At 64.1% G+C, this 16,045-nt stretch carries 16 protein-coding genes; 8 read left to right on the plus strand and 8 right to left on the minus strand.

Annotated features, from left to right (window positions below; all coding sequences use genetic code 11):
- Positions 1-168 precede the first annotated feature (168 nt).
- Positions 169-792: a uracil phosphoribosyltransferase gene (gene upp, locus E4P29_RS17100; RefSeq protein ID WP_135046394.1), complete on the plus strand. Its 624-nt coding sequence runs from the start codon at positions 169-171 to the stop codon at positions 790-792.
- A 141-nt stretch (positions 793-933) separates the two neighbouring features.
- Here the strand turns inward: upp and E4P29_RS17105 are convergent, their stop codons facing one another.
- Positions 934-1,194: a helix-turn-helix domain-containing protein gene (locus E4P29_RS17105; RefSeq protein ID WP_135046395.1), complete on the minus strand. Its 261-nt coding sequence runs from the start codon at positions 1,192-1,194 to the stop codon at positions 934-936.
- A gap of 297 nt (positions 1,195-1,491) precedes the next feature.
- Between E4P29_RS17105 and E4P29_RS17110 the strand changes: the two genes are divergently transcribed.
- Together E4P29_RS17110 and E4P29_RS17115 are read left to right on the plus strand one after the other, a co-directional pair.
- Positions 1,492-3,237, plus strand: coding sequence for a TerD family protein (locus E4P29_RS17110; protein ID WP_135046396.1), 1,746 nt, complete (start codon positions 1,492-1,494; stop codon positions 3,235-3,237).
- A 130-nt stretch (positions 3,238-3,367) separates the two neighbouring features.
- Positions 3,368-3,655, plus strand: a complete 288-nt coding sequence (locus E4P29_RS17115; protein WP_057474857.1) for a hypothetical protein — start codon at positions 3,368-3,370, stop codon at positions 3,653-3,655.
- 2 nt (positions 3,656-3,657) lie between these two features.
- On the opposite strand, the gene E4P29_RS17120 is transcribed toward E4P29_RS17115, so the two are convergent.
- Complete coding sequence (locus tag E4P29_RS17120) at positions 3,658-5,283, minus strand: long-chain fatty acid--CoA ligase (RefSeq protein WP_135046397.1); 1,626 nt, start codon at positions 5,281-5,283, stop codon at positions 3,658-3,660.
- A gap of 106 nt (positions 5,284-5,389) precedes the next feature.
- Here E4P29_RS17120 and E4P29_RS17125 point away from each other — a divergent pair, with 106 nt between their 5' ends.
- On the plus strand, positions 5,390-5,788 hold the full coding sequence (locus E4P29_RS17125; RefSeq protein WP_135046398.1) for a PPOX class F420-dependent oxidoreductase: 399 nt from the start codon (positions 5,390-5,392) through the stop codon (positions 5,786-5,788).
- Positions 5,789-5,795: 7 nt separating this feature from the next.
- On the opposite strand, the gene E4P29_RS17130 is transcribed toward E4P29_RS17125, so the two are convergent.
- From E4P29_RS17130 to E4P29_RS17145, 4 genes are all read right to left on the minus strand, one after another.
- Positions 5,796-6,851: an alpha/beta hydrolase gene (locus E4P29_RS17130; RefSeq protein WP_135046399.1), complete on the minus strand. Its 1,056-nt coding sequence runs from the start codon at positions 6,849-6,851 to the stop codon at positions 5,796-5,798.
- A gap of 69 nt (positions 6,852-6,920) precedes the next feature.
- Positions 6,921-7,805: a tagatose-bisphosphate aldolase gene (locus tag E4P29_RS17135; protein WP_135046400.1), complete on the minus strand. Its 885-nt coding sequence runs from the start codon at positions 7,803-7,805 to the stop codon at positions 6,921-6,923.
- A gap of 70 nt (positions 7,806-7,875) precedes the next feature.
- Positions 7,876-9,231: an FGGY family carbohydrate kinase gene (locus tag E4P29_RS17140; protein ID WP_032406983.1), complete on the minus strand. Its 1,356-nt coding sequence runs from the start codon at positions 9,229-9,231 to the stop codon at positions 7,876-7,878.
- 10 nt (positions 9,232-9,241) lie between these two features.
- Entirely contained in the window at positions 9,242-10,246 is a 1,005-nt protein-coding gene (locus E4P29_RS17145; RefSeq protein WP_032406901.1) for a LacI family DNA-binding transcriptional regulator, read from the minus strand.
- A 74-nt stretch (positions 10,247-10,320) separates the two neighbouring features.
- On the opposite strand from E4P29_RS17145, the gene E4P29_RS17150 reads away from it, so the two are divergent.
- On the plus strand, positions 10,321-10,893 hold the full coding sequence (locus E4P29_RS17150) for an AAA family ATPase (protein WP_167735521.1): 573 nt from the start codon (positions 10,321-10,323) through the stop codon (positions 10,891-10,893).
- On the opposite strand, the gene E4P29_RS17155 is transcribed toward E4P29_RS17150, so the two are convergent.
- Both E4P29_RS17155 and E4P29_RS17160 read right to left on the minus strand, forming a co-directional pair.
- A complete protein-coding gene (locus E4P29_RS17155) occupies positions 10,886-11,893 on the minus strand; it encodes a LacI family DNA-binding transcriptional regulator (protein WP_135046402.1) in 1,008 nt (335 codons plus the stop codon). The genes E4P29_RS17150 and E4P29_RS17155 overlap by 8 nt on opposite strands.
- 30 nt (positions 11,894-11,923) lie before the next feature.
- The gene (locus E4P29_RS17160; RefSeq protein ID WP_027497731.1) at positions 11,924-12,649 is read right to left on the minus strand and encodes an SDR family oxidoreductase; all 726 of its coding nucleotides are present in this window, start codon (positions 12,647-12,649) and stop codon (positions 11,924-11,926) included.
- 407 nt (positions 12,650-13,056) lie between these two features.
- Here E4P29_RS17160 and E4P29_RS17165 point away from each other — a divergent pair, with 407 nt between their 5' ends.
- Genes E4P29_RS17165 through E4P29_RS17175 form a run of 3 tightly spaced genes read left to right on the plus strand, consistent with a single transcriptional unit; the run spans position 13,057 to position 15,956 of the window.
- Positions 13,057-13,836 carry an ATP-binding cassette domain-containing protein gene (locus E4P29_RS17165; RefSeq protein WP_032364377.1) on the plus strand — a complete coding sequence of 260 codons (780 nt, stop codon included), beginning with the start codon at positions 13,057-13,059 and terminating at the stop codon, positions 13,834-13,836.
- Entirely contained in the window at positions 13,833-14,930 is a 1,098-nt protein-coding gene (locus E4P29_RS17170) for an ABC transporter permease (protein WP_032364378.1), read from the plus strand. The genes E4P29_RS17165 and E4P29_RS17170 overlap by 4 nt, the downstream gene beginning before the upstream one ends.
- A 54-nt stretch (positions 14,931-14,984) precedes the next feature.
- A complete protein-coding gene (locus E4P29_RS17175) occupies positions 14,985-15,956 on the plus strand; it encodes an ABC transporter substrate-binding protein (protein ID WP_032368947.1) in 972 nt (323 codons plus the stop codon).
- Positions 15,957-16,045 lie beyond the last annotated feature (89 nt).

Below are 16,045 nucleotides of genomic sequence, written 5' to 3' on the forward strand. Positions count from 1 at the left end.
GTCGAACTCGAATCGATCGTTGCGAAGCGTCATGCGTCCGAGTCAACGTGCCGGTCGCGGCCCCGTCGTGGGCAAAAGTTGCCGACGCTGAGGGGTCGCTTTCGGACAGTTCGAGCGAGCGCGAGCCGTGTGGACGGATGGCCGACGAGGGGCCCATAATCGGCGACCATGGATACCCACGTAGTCGACCATCCCTTGACCGCAGCGCTTTTGACGACGATGCGCGACGTCCACAGTGACAACGCGACCTTCCGTTCAGCGCTGCGGCAGCTGACACACACGTTGGTGTACGAGGCTTTGCGTGATGCCCCGGTGGACACCTTCGAGGTCGACACCCCGGTTGCCCGCACCACGGGTGTTCGGTTGGCGAACCCACCTCTGCTCGTGCCGGTTCTGCGGGCAGGGCTGGGCATGGTGGAGCAGGCGAGTGCGCTCATTCCGCGATCCGGTGTGGGATTCATCGGCATGGCGCGAGACGAGGAGACACTGCAGCCGGTGCCGTATCTCGAGTCTCTCCCCGCAGATCTCGCCGGCATGCCGGTGTTCGTTCTCGACCCGATGTTGGCCACAGGCGGTTCCATGACCGCGACGATCGACCTGCTCGTCGCACGTGGAGCAACCGACGTGGTGGTCGTGTGCGTCGTCGTGACACCCGAAGGCCTTGCAGCGCTGGAGAAGTCAGGACACCCCGTCCGCGTGGTCTGTGCCGCCGTCGACGATGAGCTTAACGATCAGGGCATCATCGTGCCCGGACTGGGGGATGCGGGAGACCGTCAATTCGGGCCTCGGTGACGAGCCGGCGCAGAGGAGTCGTTGAGGTAAGTGCTGTCGTATCGAAACACCATGTCGTTTCCCGAGCGGTCAGTCAATCGGGGAGGGGTCTTCCCCGGTAGGCATCGGCTGCATCGACCTCTCGTAGTTCGAATGCTTGAATCATGTCGAATCCAGCGGTGGCACAAAGGATCCGGCGCGCGTGAGCAGTGCGATATCGCACCCCAGAGCATCCGCGACCGCGACCACGCTGTCGAGCTGCACTGTGTTCTTTCCTCCTTCGAGTGCTTGAACGGTGGAACGACCCACCCCGGCGAGCAACGCCAACTCGGCTTGGGTCATGCGCAACTGATGGCGACGCGCGACGAACGTTTCGGCCAGTTCTCCCGAGTGCTCACGGGCTCGTCGTCGCGGTTCCGCCATCATCGCTCCTTGTGCTTGCCCTGGCATGCATATCGGAAGTTCCCCGAAGGTTCTGCCGACAATGAGCCCCTATGCCTGCTTCAGCAGGCAGAAGGTGTGGAAACGTCGTCTTGCAGGGGGGAGGGCTCGCTATGCGTGCGTTGGCAAGCGCACTGATTGTCCGAGGTACGCCAATGTGCTGCGGAACGGCCGTCGGTGGCCAGGAACCGTAGGTGTTGGCCCGAAGTCGACTCGCGTGCAGCATCTCGTGCGGCATAGTGGCCTCCATTATCCGATGCGGTCGAAAGCGGTAATCCTGTGAAGAATTCGGTTACAACCGGCAGCGACAAATGGGTCGTCGTCGATGTCGAGACCTCGGGTCTGAAGGCATCCCGTGATCGAGTGCTCAGTGTGGCCGCTCTGACGGTCGACGAGGCCGGACGTGTCGGACGCGAACTGTCGACTTTGGTCAACCCGGGTTGCGATCCTGGCCCGGTGCACATTCACAAACTGACGCCCGAACGGCTTGCCGGTGCGCCGACGTTCGACATGATCGCTCCGCAACTCATGGATCTACTGGATGGTCGAACCTTGGTCGCGCACAACGCGAGTTTCGATCACGGGTTCTTGAAGCTCGAATCGATGCGTGCGGGCATCGACATGCCGACGAAGCAACGGTTGTGCACCGTGGCATTGTCGAGGCGACTACAACTCGATACTCCCAACCACAAGCTGTCCACCCTGGCCGCGCACTGGAAAGTGCAGCAGTCCAATGCGCACGACGCCTACGACGATGCCCAAGTGCTGGCGCAGGTGTTCACCCACAGCGCTCGGCTGGCCAGGTCGCTCGAACTTCCTCTTCCAGTCGTCACGTGCACCGAGCGTCTGACGCTGTATCCGGATACCGTTCCTCGCACACATTGCGCGTGGGAGAACCCAGGTCCACTTGCCGAGGACGGCGGTCTCGTTCAGGGCATGCGAGTCGTGATCAGCGGCGACACGCGAATCCCGCGATTGCGCTTGGCCGCTCAGCTCACGGCAGCCGGACTGGACGTGATGAATTCCGTCAGTCGATTCACGAGTGTGGTGGTGTGTTCGGATCCCACAACGGAAAGCGGAAAAGTCGAAAGGGCGCGCGCCCATGGCCTTCGCATCATCTCGGAGTCGGAATTGCTCGACTTGCTCCGGAATGTGCAGCCGGGAACGCCGAAAGGTATTCGGCCGCAGACCCAGCCGAAACCAGCCGAGCAGCAGCCCGATCCAGTCGTCAAGCCCTGGCAGACAAGAAGGGTCTTGGTCATGGGCGGTTCGCACGCCGAGTCGGTACTCATGCGGTCGCGCCTGATCCAACTCGGTGCGACACCGGCTGTGAATCTCAGCGCCGGCGTGACCGACATCCTGATCTTGGACGGCGGCGATGGAGACCCGCGGATGCCAAAAGTGAAGGAACGGGATCTCACGTTGCTGACACCGGCAGCGATCGACCGAGAACTGAAAATCGAAATTCCCGCGCCGCTCCCTGCTCGGCGGTCCCGAATCGCTCCGTTGGTGCCACGGGGTGGCGTCGTCGACCTCGACCCCGATCAGGCAGTGCTGACGGTCAACAGTTCCTGGCGTGCCGACGACTCCGATCGGGTCGGTGTAGATGTAGTTGCGTTCTTGCTGTCCGACGATGAATTGGTCGCCAGTGACGAGGACTTCGTGTTCTACAACGCCCCGGCTACCTCGGACGGTGCGGTCTCGATGTCTATCGACGGAGACAGCGAGCAGGGTGTGCGCATCGACCTTTCACTCGTTCCCGAGGATTGCGTGCGCATCACCGTCGCCGCAGCAATCGACGGTGACCACACATTCGGTGACCTAGGCGCGGTATCGGTGTCGCTCGATGGACTCGATTCGGCGGTCGCGACAGCGGTGCTGGATGCCGCGACCACGGAACGATCGATGCTGCTCGCAGAGATCTACCGCCGCGGGAGTGGCTGGCGCTTCCGGCCGATCGGTCAGGGCTACGACGACGGATTGGCAGAATTGGCGGTGCGGTTCGGCGTGGAGGTCGATGGGTAGCCGCGCTGCGTCGCGTCGACTGGTAACACGACCCGACCGTCGAGCGACGTCACCAATGAACGGATCGAGTCGGTGGCCGGACCACGGCCGGCGACGTTGTGCAGGACGTGCCGCCACGAAAGGCCCTCGAATGAACCGCATCAGCCGACGGATTGCCGTATTGACCGGACTTCTGGCGCTTCCGCTCGCCGCCGGTGCCACGATGGGAGTTGCAACCGCCAGTGCCGACGAATGGCACTACGGCCCTGTCTATCGCGCCGAGCAGTCCGGGGAAGGCGCTCAGTACTTCTGCAACAAGGCGCTGTCACTCGAGAAGGCATCGCAGTCGTACATCGTCGTGCCGTGCACCAACGTCGAGAACACCGATACCTGGTACCGAATCGTGGTGAACCCCTACAACTGGGGTTGGAGCGGATAGCCCTACACCAGTTCGATGACCTCCAACGCGCCGTCGGCGTGGGAACTCCGCAGCCTTTTCTTGTCGTACTTGCCGACGCTCGTTTTCGGGACCTCGTCGATGAAGGTCCATCGTTCGGGCAACTGCCAATGCGCGACGCGGCTGTCGAGGAACTCCTTCAACTCCTCGGCCGTCACCGACGCACCCTCGCGGACGACGACAGCGACCAGTGGCCGCTCGTCCCACTTCGGGTCGGGCACACCGATCACCGCGGCCTCACGAACGGCCGGATGCCCCATCACTTGGTTCTCGAGTTCCACCGAGGAGATCCATTCACCACCGGACTTGATGATGTCCTTGGAGCGATCGGTGAGCCGTAGGTAGCCGTTCTCGGAGATGGTGCCCACGTCACCGGTCCGCAGCCAGCCGTCGTCGAACTTGTCGTCCGCGTCGGCGCGGTAGTAGCTGCCGGTGATCCACGGGCCACGGACCTCGAGCTCGCCGACGGTCTTCCCGTCCCACGGCAACACCGTTCCGGCGTCATCGACGAGTCGTGCCCGAACGCCGGCAACGAATCTGCCTTGTGTGCAACGCAAGTCGAACTCGTCCTCCGGCGACAGTCCCGCATCGGGCCTACCGGACGTGCCGAGCGGTGACGTCTCGGTCATGCCCCATGCCTGGGAGATGTGCACGCCGTACTTCTCGTGAAAAGCCTTCATGAGACTCGGCGGGCACGCGGCACCGCCGACCACCACGTCACGCAGACTCGACAGATCCGCCGGGTGTTCGTCCAGATGAGCGAGCAGGGCCTGCCAGATTGTCGGTACAGCAGCAGCCGCCGTCGGACGTAGCGTCGACATCATCTCTGCCAACGGAGCCGGCTGCAGAAACCTATCGGGCATGATCAATGACGCACCGACCATCAGTGCTGCATACGGGAGCCCCCACGACATCGCGTGGAACATCGGCACGATGGCCAACACCTTGTCGGACTGCGCAATTGCCATCGCATCTGTCATGCACCCCTGCATCGAATGCAGGTAGATCGAGCGATGCGAATACACGACCCCCTTGGGATCACCGGTGGTGCCCGATGTGTAACACATTGCGGCAGCTGACCGTTCGTCGAGTTCGGGCCAATCGAACTCCTCCGGGTTGCCCGCCAGCAGGTCCTCGTAGCCGAGCACCTCGATACCGTCGGGTGCAGTGACCTGTGCCGGGTCGGCCCCGACGACCACGAGGTGTCGCACGGTCTCGAACGTGGGGAGTAATGGCGTCAGTAGGGGGAGCAGACTGGCGTCGGCGATGATCACTTGATCTTCGGCGTGATTGACGATGTAGGTGAGCTGCTCGGGGAAGAGTCGGATGTTCAGGGTGTGCAGCACTGCGCCCATCGCGGGAATGGCCATGTAGGCCTCCATGTGCGGGGCGTTGTTCCACATGAATGTCGCGACTCGCTGATCGTCGTCGATCCCGATGGACCGCAGGCCGTGAGCCAATTGTGCTGCCCGCCTGCCCAACTCCCCGAATGTCACCGTGGTGGGGCCGTTGTCGGTCCACGTGGTGATCTCGGCCGTGGAGTGGATCGACGTCCCGAATCGAACCAGCTGGCCGATGGACAGTGGGGTGTCCTGCATGGTGCTCTTCACGACGATCTCGCTTTCGATGTCCCGGCGCGGCTGCACGTCGTTGTGCTCCGCGTCACAACATGCACACTACGGACTCGACGCGAGCGGGGTGCGTAACTTGGTACTCATGGCCACTACGTCGGATGACGCTCGCGCCCTCGGCGACGAGGCATTCGTTTCGCTCACCAGCTTCCGTCGATCCGGTGCGCCGGTATCGACGCCGGTATGGATCGCCCGAGACGGCGAGAACCTGTGTGTCATCACGCCCGCGGACAGCGGCAAGGTCAAACGCATCAGGAACTCCGCTCGCGTGGAACTCCGCCCATGCAGTCGGCGCGGAGCGGTACCCGAGGACGCCGTGGCAGTGACCGGCTCGGCGACCATCGTCACCGGAGACGCCGCCTCGAGACCGACCTCTGTGCTGAAGAAGAAATACGGCATCGAATACCGCATCGTCATGCTCGTCGAATTGATCATTGCTCGACGCCGCAAGCCGCGGGTGATTCTGTCGATCACCACCGACTGAGGTCGAGCTACTTCAGGGCAGCATCTACCGCCGCAACGATGTCAACCCAGATCTCCGACGTGGGATCGACGACGGCGAAGTGCCCGCCCGGTCCCTCGACCGATGCAACGGAATCGGATGTGGTGGATGCGGCGGCGTAGTACGCGCGGCTGATCTCGAGGAGATTGGGATCGTCGGCCACTGCGGACACCACCAGCTGTGGAACGCCGAGGGGCAGCCGAGACATCGGTGACGACTCCTCGTAGATGCGTCGCGCCTCCGCATAACGGGCACCGATCGCGTTCGATACCGCACCCTCCCCGAGCCACCGCTCGTCGCCGACTTTCAGGTCGAGCACCCCGGCCAGACTCACCGCCAGGGCAGGGGCCACCCGTTCGCCGACGGAATCGGCTGCAAGTCGCAGGGCCAGTTGGCCTCCCGCGGAGTGGCCCATCAGGACGATTCGAGACAGATCCAGCGAGGCGGGTGCCGTCTCCAACGCCGCGAGCGCCGCCGCGACATCGGAAGTCATGGTGGCCCAACCGTGCTCGTCGGGTCGGCGATATTCGACATTCCAGGTGGCGTAGCCGCGTGCGGTCAGATCGACCGCCATCGCATCCATCAGGTCGAATTCCCACCGCGAACGCCAGTACCCGCCGTGAATCAGTACGGCGACGGGAAAGGGTCCGTCGCCTTCCGGCACCCGCAACTCGACGCGTTGCTCGGGGTGATCCCCGTACGGCACGATCGTGCCGGGGTGGAAGCGATGAAAGTAGACAGTGTCGATCGCGAACCGGAGGCCGTCGAGACCGCGGCCCCGGATATGGGCGCGAATCCCCTCGGACCGATCCGGCGCGCACTGACCGAAGTCGACGCGAACGACGCTGCTGTACAACGACGTATCGACCTGTGCTCCATCGCCGGGAACGACGACGACCTCATCGGAACCGGTTGCAGCGTCGACAATTCCGCCCGACAGACCGCGGGCGGACAGCGCCCTCGCGACCAGCTCTTGCGCGGTCTGCAGGTCGGCGAACACTCCGGGCGCGGCAACGATATCGATGTGCTTCGAGTCTTCCGTCATGGGTTCACGCTACCCAGACGGCGTCGACCGAGCCCGTGTTCGCCCACGGGCTCGGTTGAAAGACGCCGATCAGGCGTCGACGGCCGCGTTCAGCTCACGCAGCCGGGGGAGTGCGCGGTTGGTGAGCAGATCCTCGCGGGTCTCGGCAGAGACAGCCATGCTGTCCTTCCACAGTGACCGGCCTGCCATCGCTCCGCGCGCACCGTTGGCGACGGCGATGCGGACCTGCTCGATGAACGTCTCGTGATCGACGCCCGCCGACAGCACGGCCCACGGAACACCCTGTGCCGCTTCGGTGACGGCAGCGCAGGCCTCGGCGGAACCGGGGTAGGGGAGCTTGAGCACCTTGGCACCGCACTCGACCGAAATGCGCGTGGAATCAGCGATGATCTTGCCGAAGCCGGCCTTGTAGTCCTCGTCCGACTCGCCCTCGAGCTGGTACGTCAAGATCTCGACGATGAGCAGCAGACCCTCGGCCGAGCAAGCTTTGACGAGGTCGCGGATCTCCTCGGCAACACGGGAATCGACGCCCTGCTGCTCGGGGCGCATGTAGAACAGCATCTTGGCGACATCGCCGCCGAGGTCACGCACCACGCGCGGGGTCACGCCGTCGACGAAACTGGTGTAGCGCAGACCGCCGGTCTCCTCGAAGCCCGACGCATCCATGCCGACCACCAAAGCGGTGCCCCGTGAAAGCACACCGTCGTCGACGATCTTCGGCAGTGCCACCTCCGGGTCCAGCAGGATGGCCGGCGCGTGGTTGCCGAGGTAGCGAACCAGATCGGCCTTGGCCTCGGCGAGCTGCTCGACGGTGATCGAGCCCGGCCCGTCGACGGCGTCCTTCATGACGGCCTTCATGCCGTTGCGCTGATCTCCCGCGACGATGAGCATGTTGCCGTCTTCGGTGGAAATGGCAGCCATTCCGCGACGTTCGAGGGTGGTGAGTTCGTTCATCTTCTTCTCCTGGTGGGTGTTGGGGTCGAGCGCGAGTGGGACAACGTTGTCTCACTGCAGAAATATGGGCTCAGATTTCTATGAGCGTCAGTAGGCGGGCAGCGAACAGCGCTGCACCGTAGGCGGTGTCCTGGGATCGGGTCGAGACCGAGACGCCGGGCAGCACCTGAGCTCGCGCGTCTCGCACGCTGGCCATCCCGGCCCAGCCGCCGGTGAGCAATGTCGTCCTGGCTGGCGGCACCTCGGCGTCGAGTGCCTCGATGAGTCGAGCCACTTCGTCGTTGCCGTGCAACAGAATCGAACGGAACAGCTCCGCCGAATCGATCCCGTCGGTCCGGACCGTGATGGACAGAACGCCGTCGTCGTTGCGGGCACCGGCGATGTCGATACCACCGTCGGTGAACGGCCCACCTGGAGGCAGGGCGCACACTCGCTGGTCCAGTAGGTCGCGGCCGGCACGATCGCTGATGTCGCACAGCTGCAACGCCCGTCGCATCAGCAAGCCGGTCTTGACTCCGGCAACGAGTACATGTTGGCCCGGCACCACATGGCGTACCGAGTTGATGAGATGGTCGGCGAGCCTGCTCCGCGCGGCCGTGGTCAACGGAGCGTCGAGTACCCGCAGCAGCACCTCGGCGGTGCCCATCGACACGTGGTAGCGGTCGGGCGGGATAGCTCCGCCCGACACCGCGGAGACGAGATGATCGTGACCGGCCACGGTCAATCGAGCTCCGGCAATCGTCTCGGGAAGTGTTGGTGAGTCGGCAGTTCCGAGATCGGTTCCGGCGTCGACCAGTGGCGGCATGAAGTCGGTGCCGACACCCAAGTGCGCCAACATCTCCGACCACGGCTCGCCGCTGTCCTGATCGAGTAGTCCGGTGCGCGAACTCAGCGAGTAATCGGCCACCGGCCGGCCACCGAGGGACAGTACGACGAACTCCGGCAGGTTGAACCAGCGAAGCCCGTTCAAGCTCAGTCCGTTGTCGCGAAGGTGTGCGATCTTGACGACGGAGACCTGCACGCCGACGGGAAGGCCCGTCTTGCCGGCGAACCGGTCGCGCAATTCGGCCGGCAGGTTGTCGACCTGCTGCTGACCGCGCGGATCGAACCACGCGAAAGCCGGCGCGCGGACAACGTTGTCTTCATCGAGAAGAAAGCCCGTCTCGCCCATCCCGGACACCGCGATGGCGTCGATGCGGGCGGCCGGATCGCCGGTGACGTCGGGCAGTCGACGCGCGACGGCGTCGAGCAACTGCCCGATGGTGGTCAGCAAGTCCTCGGCGGCGAGGTCGGTGGTTCCGCCCGGGCCGTGCCGCCACGGTGTGGGACTCTGCTCGATGAGCAGTTCGGTGCCGGCATCGTCGGTGACGAGTACTTTGACGCCGGTGCTCCCGAGGTCCAGTCCCGCAACAAGTCTGGGGTTCACGGAGTTGGTCTCATTTCTGTACGGGTAGAGGGAGTGCATGTGAAAGTCGTTCCACCAGAGTGGTCGGCGCAATCTGCTGCTCGGGTTCGAGATAGGGATCGTCGAACCGCTGTACCAGGCGGTCGAATGCGAGGGTGCCGATGCGATACGGATCTTGGTCGATGCAGGTCACCGATGGGCTGACGGCATCGGCGAGCGAGAAATTGCCGAACGACACCATGGCGACGTCGGTGCGACCGATCTCGTGCAGAACCGACACCACGGCGGTCGCGTGTCGAGCGTTGGCGACGAAGAACGCAGTCGGTGGATTGCGCTGCGCCAGTAGCGTCTTCACCACCGGTCGCACCGAATCTGCGGCGTGGGATACCGGAGGGGCGAGCGCGGCCTCCGGCTCTTGGCCGAGATCGGCGAGAACGTCGAGGTATGCCTGCCTGCGCAACTGCGCGGTCTGCAAGCGATCGTCGAAGCCGAGCAGGGCAATTCGCGTGTGCCCGCTTGCCACCAATTTCTCGACGGCTCGCTTGGCGGCACCGTAATCGTCCACGATGACGGAATCGAAACCAGTGATCGAGCGGTCGATGGTGACCGTGGGCAGTGTGCGACGCCGCGGTACGAGGAAGTCACTGTGGTCGCCGACCGGCGCGAGGATGATGCCCCGCACGTGTTGTCCGGCCAGAAGGGCCAGCTGATCCCGTTCGCGCTGGGCATCGAAGCCGGTGCTGCCGACGATGACGGCGAGCCCGTGTTCGAGTGCGCGATCTTCGACGGCACTGACCAAGGATGCGAAGAAGACGTCGTCGATGGAGTCGACGACGATCCCGATGGTGTTGCCTGACCCCGATTTCAGGGACCTGGCGGCGGAGTTCGGAACGTAGTTCAGTGTCTGCACCGCAGCCTCGACCCGCTCGCGTAGCTCCGGCAGGACCGTATCCACGCCGTTGACGACGCGTGAGACGGTCTTGAAGCTGACGCCCGCCAAGGCGGCGACGTCTTTTATGCTGGCGCGCTCGGTCACGTGAACTCTCGATCGGAGGAAGTGTGTCGCCGTAGCACGTATGCGAGACAACGTTGTCTTGTATGATTCCCGCTATGCATCGTGTCTGTCAAGACGTCCTCGGAATCGAACGGGAATCTCTACCGGTCCTGGTGGTTGCCGGCGCGGCGGGCAGTGGCAAAACGACGCTGGGTAGAGAGCTGGCGCGCCGTCTCGGTACGGCCCTGCTCGACCTCGACACCCTCACCAATCCGCTACTGGACGAACTGGATTCGCTGATCGAAGGCCCGCACTGGAACAGTGCCGGTCCACATTCGGAGCGGATTCGCGCCGGGCGCTACGCCGTGGTGCGCGCCGCTGCTCGGGATCTCGTACAGCTCGGTCAACGACCCGTCCTCGTTGCGCCCTTCACCCGCGAATTGACGGGCGCGCGCGAATGGACGCTCCTGGTGAACGAATTGTCCCCTGCTGCAACGAAGGTGATCCACGTCGACGGATCGCCGGAGCTCCTGGCGCGACGCCGGGCCGCTCGTGGGGCGGATCGCGATGCCCACCGGCCGGTGGATCCGCCCGCTCGGACGCCGCGCATCCCGCACCTGCGCGTCGACGCCGAACTGACGACCGCGCAGCAAGCCGATCTCGTGGCCCGAGAACTCGGGCTCAGCTGATGGTGTGAGTGGTTCCGGGAGTGCAGGATTCGCGCTCGATGAGCTCGACGCCGAGGATGTTGCGTCGTTTGAAACGACGTCCAGGATTCTCGATTCGACCCAACAGTCGTTCGATGGCCAGATGGCCGAGCCGAGCCGGGTTCTGATCGATCACCGTCACCGGTGGCATCACTGCATCGGCGAGGGGAAAGTCGCCGAATCCGACGAACGCCAGATGCAGCAAATTCATCTGCTGTAGAACGGGCACGCAGGCCATCGCCACTCGCGCGTTCGACAGAAACAGTGCGGTGGGCGGACTGTCGAGTGCAGTCAAGTCGGTCAGTGCCACACGCGCATCCCCGCGGTCCAGCACACCCAGAGCGACAAGTGCCTCGTCGAACTCGATTCCCCGCGCCTGCAATGACTCTCGATATCCGGCCAATCGATTGCGGCTGGTCGGGATCCCGGCACTGTCGCCGATCACGGCGATGCGGGTATGACCCAGATCGAGCAGATGATCGGTGGCCAACACCGCCCCGCCGTGATCGTCGTCGACGAAGCTGTCGGCTTTGAGGCCGTCGGGTGCGCGGTCGACGAACACCGTCGGTGTCTTGTCGATCCAGCGCTCCAGATATGCGTGGTCTGCACCCGTCGGCGCAATGATCAAGCCGCTCAACTGCCTCCGCAGCAGTGACTCCACCAAAGCCTGTTCCTGATCTCCGTCGTGACCGAGGCTGGTGACGAGAACTGCCATGTCGTCCTGGCGGGCCCGTTCCTCCACGGCGCGTGCGATGGAGGAGAAGAAGGGGTCGTCGATGTCCGGTACGGCGACACCGATGGCCGCCGTCTGGCCGTTGCGAAAGGAGGTCGCCATCGTGTTCGGCACATAGTTGAGCGACTCGAGCGCTTCGGCAACGCGGGCACGAGTATCGGGATCGACGTGCGGGTCGTTGTTGTACACCCGTGAGACGGTCTTGGCACTGACCTTGGCCAGTGCCGCGACGTCTTGCATGGTGGTCATGATCTACCCCGTCTGCTCGTCCTCGTCCCGTCAGCGACTGGTGTAGCCGCCGTCCACCGGCAACGACACTCCGGTCACCATGGAAGCATCATCGCTCAGCAAGAAGGCAATCGGCGCGGCAATCTCGTCTTCGGTGGCCCAGCGTCCCAGCGGCATCTGCGCCAGGAACGGCTCCTCGATCTCCGGGCGACCCCAGTAGAACGCAGACATCTCCGTCATGACGACCGTCGGGTTCACACCGTTCACGCGGATGCCGTGGCGACCGAGTTCGAGTGCGGAGACCCGAGTGATGTTGTCCAAGGCCGCTTTCGAGGATCCGTAGGAGATGTGTCCGGTCAGAGCGACGAGACTGGCCTGGCTCGAGACGTTGACGATGGCTCCGGTGCCCGCGGCGATCATGGCCGGCACGGTGTACTTGATGACCAACAGTGCGCCGCGCGCATTGATGGCGATGACCTTGTCGAAGATCGAGATGTCGGTGTCCTGAGGCGTGGCGATCTCGCCGCCGAATCCGGCGCAGTTGACGACGCCGTACAGCTCGAGGCCCGCGACGGCGTCGCGAACACTGTCCTCGGACGTCAGATCGAACGCCAGGGGCGTTGCCCCGGTCTCGTCGGCCAGCTTGTCCAGCGCGTCCACCGACTGGCCCGCCGCGACGACGTCGGCACCGTCGGCCACCAATCGCCGAACGGTTGCCGAGCCGATGCCTCCGCTGGCACCTGTCACCAAGATCTTGCGGCCGTCGAACTTCGCCATGGGGGGTCTACCTTCACTGTTCCGAGTGGTCATGTCATCGGTGTCATCCGTCCGGGAGTGGACGCGTATGTCATCGGTGTCATGGACGGTACCGCAGCGCGTCGTTCCCGTCGCGAAAACGGTGTAGATCGTCCATTTGTCCAGTTCAGAGACGGTACTCCGTGGTCGGATATCGGCCTCGTACTGCGGCGGAATGATTGCCGGGCCGACAGGCCATGTCACCGGTGACATGAATTTTCGCGAAACACGTGACAATGCGAGTTGTGTGGGTCACACTCGTTAACACAGCGAGCCCCGCAGGGAGCTCGACATGCCGCGCAGGCCCAGTTCTCGAACCGTGCTGCACCGGCGTCGGCGGGGGCGTCCTGTCCCACACCCGAACGTTTCCATTCGACCGAGGAGTACCCATGGCCACCGTTGCACCTGCTGCGACACCGATCCTCGAAGCGAGGGGATTGTCGAGGAGCTTCGGAAACGTGCGCGCCCTCGACGACGCCGACTTCGACATCTACCCGGGTGAGGTCGTCGCCCTCATCGGCGACAACGGCGCAGGCAAGTCAACGATGGTCAAGGCTCTTTCGGGCAGCCTGGCCGTCGACACCGGAGAGATCCTGTTCGACGGCACAGCAGTCGATCTCGACAGTCCGACGGTGGCGGCAGAGCTCGGAATCGAGACGGTGTTCCAGGATCTCGCGCTCGCTCCGCATCTCAACGCGCAACAGAACATGTTTCTCGGACGCGAACTGCCGGCCAAAGGGCCGCTCGGCCGTCTCGGTTTCCTCGACGTCTCCACGATGCGCAAGCAATCACAGGATGCGCTCGACGAACTCGGTGCCACCGTCCGCAGCCTCACCGTCCCGGTGGGATCGATGTCCGGCGGCCAGCAACAGGCCATCGCCATCGCGCGTGCCGTCGCCTGGGCCAAGGGCGTCGTCTTTCTCGACGAACCGACCGCCGCCCTCGGTGTGGTGCAGACGCGCAACGTCCTCGACACCATCCGCCGGGTTGCCGACAGGGGAGTGGCCGTGGTGTTCATCAGCCACTCCATGCCCCACGTGATGGAAGTAGCCGACCGGGTCCAGGTGCTGCGGATGGGCAAGCGCGTGGCCACCCTCGACGCCAAGAACACGACCATGGAAGAACTCGTCGGTGCGATGACCGGCGCAACCACCGGAGCAACACGATGAGCAACCAGACCATCTCCCCATCGCTCGAACCGTTGCCTCCCGGCGACAGGCCGTCACGGCACACGTTCGATCTCGTCGAGTCTCTCGGAAAGTTGGCGCGAGTCCAGGTCTTTCAGATCGTGCTGGTTCTGGCAGCGATCTGCCTGGTGTTCTCGATCATGGCCCCCGGCAGCTTCCCCGAATGGGGCAACATCCGGCAGATCATCCAGAACGTCTCCATCCTGGCCGTTCTCGGTATCGGCATGACGTTCGTGATCGTCACCAGCGGCATCGACCTCTCGGTCGGCTCGGTGCTCGTCTTCTCCGGCGTGGTGTCGGCGAAGACGATGGCCGCGATCGGCGGCGACGGCTGGGGAGTGGCGGCCGTCGGCATCGTGGTGGCGCTGGGATGCGGCCTGTGCTGGGGCCTGCTGAACGGATTTCTGATCGGTAAGGCGAAAGTGCCTCCGCTGATCGTCACACTCGGCACACTGGGCGGGGCGCTCGGTCTGTCGCAGGTCATCACCGGCGGCGTCGACATCCGCGACGTACCACCGGTTCTCGTCGATACGATCGGCTACGGAAACCTGCCTGCCACCACCATCCCGTTGATCTCGAGCATCGCCTTGGTGCTGGTCGTCATCTTCGGAATCGTTCTGCACCGCACCAAGTTCGGCCTCTACACCTTCGCCGTCGGGTCCAAGGAACAGTCCGCTCGCCGCGTCGGCATCAAGGTGGACATGCATCTGGTCAAGATCTACGCACTCTCCGGCACGCTCGCCGGATTGGCGGGCATACTGTCGTTGTCCCAGTACGGCACCACCGCGATCGCCGGCCAGTCCCAGACCAACCTCAATGTCATTGCGGCAGTGGTCATCGGTGGAACGAGCCTCTTCGGCGGCATCGGCACCATGTTCGGCACCGTCGTCGGATTGTTCATTCCGGCCGTACTGCAGAACGGCTTCGTCATCGTCGGAGTACAGCCCTTCTGGCAGCAGGTCGCCGTCGGTGCGGTTCTCATCGCCGCGGTGTACTTCGACCAACGTCGACGCGACGCCGCAAGCCGAGGCCAATCGCCCAGCTCACTCAAGAGACTCTGGTCTCGAAGTCCCTAGCTTCGGACCGGCCCTGAACTCCCTCACTCGCAACCCCTTACAAGAAAGTCGACCATGATCACATCACGCACCGCCGTCGTTGCACTGAGTGTCGCTTCGGTCTCCGCCATGTTCCTGGCGGGTTGTTCGTCCGACTCCGGAAGCGGTGGCGGCAGCGGCAAGATCGCCTTCATCCAGGGCGTCAGCGGCGACGAGTTCTACATCAGCATGCAGTGCGGAATCGAGGCCGCAGCCAAGGATGCAGGCGTCACCGTCGACACCCAGGGGCCGGTGAAGTTCGACCCGACGCTGCAGAAGCCGATCGTGGATTCGGTTGTGGCATCACGGCCGTCGGCCATTCTCATCGCGCCCACCGACGTCGCCGCCATGCAGGCACCCCTCGAGGCAGCCTCGAAGGCCGGCATCAAGGTCGTCCTCGTCGACACCACTCTCGAAGATCCGTCCATTGCGGTCTCCTCCATCTCGTCCGACAACAAGGGCGGTGGCGCAGAGGCATTCAGCGCCATCGAGCGGCTCAGCCCGGCAGGCGGCAAGGTGCTGGTGATCTCGACCGATCCAGGAGTCTCCACCGCCGACGCCCGAGTGGAAGGCTTCGAGGAAGCCGTCGGAGCGAACTCGGCCTTCGATTACCTGGGCGTGCAGTACAGCCACAACGATCCGGCCGAAGCCGCCCGGCTGGTCTCGGCCGCACTGGCCAAGGACCCCGACATCGTCGGCATCTTCGCTGCCAACACCTTTGCGGCCGAAGGCACCGCAACCGGAGTTCGGCAGGCAGGCAAGCAGGATCAGGTCAAGATCGTCGGCTTCGATGCGGGCCCGGCGCAGGTCAAGCAGCTTCGTGAGGGAACGGTGCAGGCCCTGATCGCTCAGCAGCCCGGCACCATCGGCACCGATGGCGTCGAGCAGGCCATGGCGGCCATCGACGACAAGCCGGTCACCGCCGAGATCTCCACCGGTTTCCACGTCATCACCGCCGACAACATCGACGGCGAAGGCGCACAGTACGTCTACAAGTCGTCCTGCTGATTCACCCCTGAACTGCGGTGGTGCTCCTGGTGGCAGAACCTGCCCGGGAGTGCCACCGCTCACCACGTCCGTTTCATCTTCAGCCGACT

This window comes from Rhodococcus sp. 1R11, from assembly GCF_004563845.1.
In the GTDB taxonomy this organism is placed as follows: Bacteria; Actinomycetota; Actinomycetes; order Mycobacteriales; family Mycobacteriaceae; genus Rhodococcoides.

Coding starts and splice junctions, on each gene's coding strand:
- E4P29_RS17175 (WP_032368947.1), top strand. CDS start 14,985: ATGATCACATCACGCACCGCCGTCGTTGCACTGAGTGTCGCTTCGGTC.
- E4P29_RS17170 (WP_032364378.1), top strand. CDS start 13,833: ATGAGCAACCAGACCATCTCCCCATCGCTCGAACCGTTGCCTCCCGGC.
- E4P29_RS17135 (WP_135046400.1), bottom strand. CDS start 7,805: ATGAACGAACTCACCACCCTCGAACGTCGCGGAATGGCTGCCATTTCC.
- upp (WP_135046394.1), top strand. CDS start 169: ATGGATACCCACGTAGTCGACCATCCCTTGACCGCAGCGCTTTTGACG.
- E4P29_RS17130 (WP_135046399.1), bottom strand. CDS start 6,851: ATGACGGAAGACTCGAAGCACATCGATATCGTTGCCGCGCCCGGAGTG.
- E4P29_RS17105 (WP_135046395.1), bottom strand. CDS start 1,194: ATGGCGGAACCGCGACGACGAGCCCGTGAGCACTCGGGAGAACTGGCC.
- E4P29_RS17165 (WP_032364377.1), top strand. CDS start 13,057: ATGGCCACCGTTGCACCTGCTGCGACACCGATCCTCGAAGCGAGGGGA.
- E4P29_RS17150 (WP_167735521.1), top strand. CDS start 10,321: ATGCATCGTGTCTGTCAAGACGTCCTCGGAATCGAACGGGAATCTCTA.
- E4P29_RS17125 (WP_135046398.1), top strand. CDS start 5,390: ATGGCCACTACGTCGGATGACGCTCGCGCCCTCGGCGACGAGGCATTC.
- E4P29_RS17115 (WP_057474857.1), top strand. CDS start 3,368: ATGAACCGCATCAGCCGACGGATTGCCGTATTGACCGGACTTCTGGCG.
- E4P29_RS17155 (WP_135046402.1), bottom strand. CDS start 11,893: ATGACCACCATGCAAGACGTCGCGGCACTGGCCAAGGTCAGTGCCAAG.
- E4P29_RS17160 (WP_027497731.1), bottom strand. CDS start 12,649: ATGGCGAAGTTCGACGGCCGCAAGATCTTGGTGACAGGTGCCAGCGGA.